A 3,439-nucleotide genomic window follows, 5' to 3' on the forward strand; every position below is an offset into this window, starting at 1 on the left:
TAAATGTTCAACTTAAATTTTACAATCTGCCTAATACATTGATAAATAAAATAAAAAATTAGGAGGCTAATTATGCGACTTTGGCATGAGCAACTCATTAGCAAACTTCCTCGCCAACAACTGTTAGGACAGCATCGGGAAATTGCTGCTTTAAGAGGCAATGGCTGGGGAAAAAAGCATGCAACTGTTAATTATGTATTCAATTACTCACCGTATAAACTTTATCAATTTCACTTGCTGGTCATGCACGAAATGTAGCGGCGCGGATATCGTCCTAATAAAAAATGGTTTGATCCGCTTTACCGTGGTATCCATTGCGATCCATATATAATTTTGAAAAAGTGTCCGATAACTAACCCGATTTATCCAGAACATAATGATTCGTATTTGAAAGAATGTTTATCTAATTTAGCCAGTAAGGGGATTATTTTATAAATCTAAGAGGGTATCTCATTCGAAATACCCTCTTAGATTTAGCTAGTAATCCGCATTGAATTAAGATACTGGCTAGCTTAATTCAACTTTTAAATTGCTTACGATCTGTTAATAAAGCAATCGGTGAAAGAATTAAAATAATCACCGCTCCTACCAAATAAGTATGACTAAAGGCATGACTGATTTGTCGCTTTTTAGCATGCTTAATTTTTCCCATAGAATTCATTAAAGCTTCTTTTTGTGCCATTTGCTTGAGACCAACCAGCAATTTGTGTGGGCCTTGATTTATTTGTTGATTACTCGCATAATCTTATTTCCATGAAATAGCATGCAACAATATATCATATCATGATATATTGTTGCATGCTATTTCATAATATGCTATTATTTACTTGCAAATAAGGAGGCACACTATGAAAATAATTACTTTTTCAGCCATTAAGGGCGGAGTTGGAAAAACAACTTTAACTTTCAATTATGGTGAATGGTTATCTAGTAAGGGTTACAATGTTTTGATGATTGATAGTGATCACCAGTGTAGTTTGACCCAAACTTATGATATTTATAAAGATCATGATACCTTAGCTAATGTTTTTACAAAAGATAATGAAAAAGTAGAAATTATTGAGTTACACAAGAATCTGTCAATTATCCCTGCTTCTATGAATCTAGATACAATTAACAATGATCTTCAAACTAGAGCAAACAAAGAATTATTAATGTACATGTGGTTTTCAGATAACTATAATGAACTAAAAAAATTCAATTATGTATTGATAGATACGCATCCTGATTTTTCAACTATCACACAAAATATGATTGTAATTTCTGATTTCGTTTTCAGCCCAATTGAACCAAGTGAATACGGTTTTATTTCAAAAAGTAATTTGGAATTAAGAATGAAACAATTGAAACAAGATGTAATTAATGTCGAAACTCGACAAAGTTTTGTCACAGCGGAACTTAAATTCATTGGAAACCGGATAAAACATAATACTAAGTCATCTCATGAGTTTGTAGAACAAATGAAAAAAGACCCGCGGACAATTGCACTAATTCCTGAAAGAGAAATATTCAATAAAACAACTCTTAATCACAAACCGCTGATTAAGATGGAGCAAGAAAACAATTCAACACAAAGGGCCAAAGAATTTTTCGAAAATATCGACAATATCTTTGAAACCTTTGCGAAGCAATAGCGTAATATGATATGTCATGCTATATCATATTATGAGACAGAAAGGACTAGTATAATGGCATTTGAAGATAAAATGAATCAACTAAAAAATAGTATGAGCAGCAAACCTGCTAAAAATGAACCAACTGCACCTAGAATTTCAAAATCTTATACTTTGAAGCAAGATATTGCTAATGAACTAACTAGACGTGCAAAAGAGAAAGAATTAACAGCTTCCAGATATTTAGAGAAACTGCTAAAAAAAGAATTTAATCTTTGATTTTCGCTAATTGAAAAAGGGGTAAAATCATGGAAACTACAATGAACGAGATATTCCTTGTTGCTTGTATTATTATTTTTTGGCTATTTCCCGTTATCGGCATTTTGAAGAGACATAAAATAGGCAATCGTTTCTTTTTTAGACAATGATTATTCCCGTTACAATAATGGTTACAAGTACTATTTGAAAAATGGAGTGGTAATCGTCGATCAGTTATCCGTATATTACAAATGATATCCTTGTTTATTACTTATTTATGCGGACCGATCATGCTTTTGATTTTCAGTGCTTTCAACGAATACTTTCTTAAACACCCAGAGGCATTTATATTATTCGAATATTTACTGATATCTTCCGGCTCTTATTGGTTCAAACCCAAAGTAGGCAAAGTGTACAAGACCAAATAAAGTTGCCGGCGGGTAAGCGCTATGCTAGACTAAGATTAATATGACAACCGAATAAAAGATCAAGCTAAACAGAAAAAAGTCCCCAATTCACGAGGAATCAGGGACTTCAGGTTTAGCAAGTAGCTATCTGACAGCTACTTAGATTCAGTCGATTTAGACCGCCAAGTAAAAATCAACTGAATATTGTTCTTAATTTGTAGGTTAATTATACCGCAAACCGGTCCAAAAGGACAAGTTAAGGATAGTTAAAAAACAAATTAAATCCAATGGACTAAGTAGCCAACAGAAGCTGCCTAGTCCATTTTTGTTTAGTTGCTATAAATTAAAAAAGTTGCCGGTTGGGCAACTCACAAACAGACACATGCTGATGAAATTGCAAAGCCATCACTACCAAATGTACGCTTTGTAACTTAGTTAAAGCATATCAGATTTGTATTTTAAAGCAAATCAAATGTTTTGGCAACTCTCTTTTGGGACAGCAGGTGTCAGTCAAGAAGGGAGTTTTTATGATGGATCAAGCAAATTTTGATTTTTATAACAAAGATAACGTTTATGGAACTTTATTTTTTCAATTTCCCAAGGTACTAATGTACGGAGAAAAATATAAACACCTAAGTAGTGATACTAAACTGGCTTACATGGTTCTCAAAGATCGGCTAGAATATTCATTACGAAATAACTGGGTTGACGAAAATGACAATGTTTATTTTGTCTTCACAAACGAAGAATTAAAAAAACTATTTGACTGCTCAAATACAAAAATTGCAAAAATTAAAAAAGAGCTTGAAGGTGCTCATTTATTAATGCAGAAAAGAATGGGTTTTCAACCAAAAGCCGGCCGCCAATTACCCAACCGATTGTATTTAGCGGAATTAAAAGTTAATGAAAAAGATGTTTATTTAAGAGAAAAGAATCTAAATAGCTCCCAATCCCTTGATACGAGCAGACTTCCGAAAAACGGAAATCAGCATGAGACCGTTGAATCCCTTGATACAAGCAGACTTCCGAAAAACGGAAATCAGCATGAGACCGTTGGTAACATATCCCAATCCCTTGATACAAGCAGACTTCCGAAAAACGGACACGATCTATATAAAGAACCTAGAAGCTTAGATACTAATAGATACAATATAGATACTC

General features: G+C 33.2%; 4 protein-coding genes and 1 pseudogene. 4 read left to right on the forward strand and 1 reads right to left on the reverse strand.

Annotation, left to right across the window (positions count from 1 at the left end):
- Nucleotides 1-72 precede the first annotated feature (72 nt).
- A pseudogene (locus tag IV84_RS10100) lies at nucleotides 73-435 on the forward strand (TIGR02328 family protein).
- A gap of 82 nt (nucleotides 436-517) precedes the next feature.
- Here IV84_RS10100 and IV84_RS10105 read toward each other — a convergent pair.
- Nucleotides 518-682 (reverse strand): MFS transporter, encoded by a 165-nt coding sequence (locus IV84_RS10105; protein ID WP_075168959.1) that lies wholly within the window; start codon nucleotides 680-682, stop codon nucleotides 518-520.
- Between the two features lie 166 nt (nucleotides 683-848).
- Here IV84_RS10105 and IV84_RS10110 point away from each other — a divergent pair, with 166 nt between their 5' ends.
- The 3 genes from IV84_RS10110 to IV84_RS10125 form a co-directional block, all read left to right on the forward strand.
- The gene (locus IV84_RS10110) at nucleotides 849-1,634 is read left to right on the forward strand and encodes a ParA family protein (protein WP_054712564.1); all 786 of its coding nucleotides are present in this window, start codon (nucleotides 849-851) and stop codon (nucleotides 1,632-1,634) included.
- A gap of 54 nt (nucleotides 1,635-1,688) precedes the next feature.
- On the forward strand, nucleotides 1,689-1,892 hold the full coding sequence (locus tag IV84_RS10115) for a hypothetical protein (protein ID WP_054712561.1): 204 nt from the start codon (nucleotides 1,689-1,691) through the stop codon (nucleotides 1,890-1,892).
- Between the two features lie 916 nt (nucleotides 1,893-2,808).
- The coding region (locus IV84_RS10125; RefSeq protein WP_162261356.1) for a replication initiator protein A at nucleotides 2,809-3,439 on the forward strand (631 nt) is incomplete at its 3' end.

Source organism: Pediococcus damnosus (assembly GCF_001437255.1).
Taxonomy (GTDB): domain Bacteria; phylum Bacillota; class Bacilli; order Lactobacillales; family Lactobacillaceae; genus Pediococcus; species Pediococcus damnosus.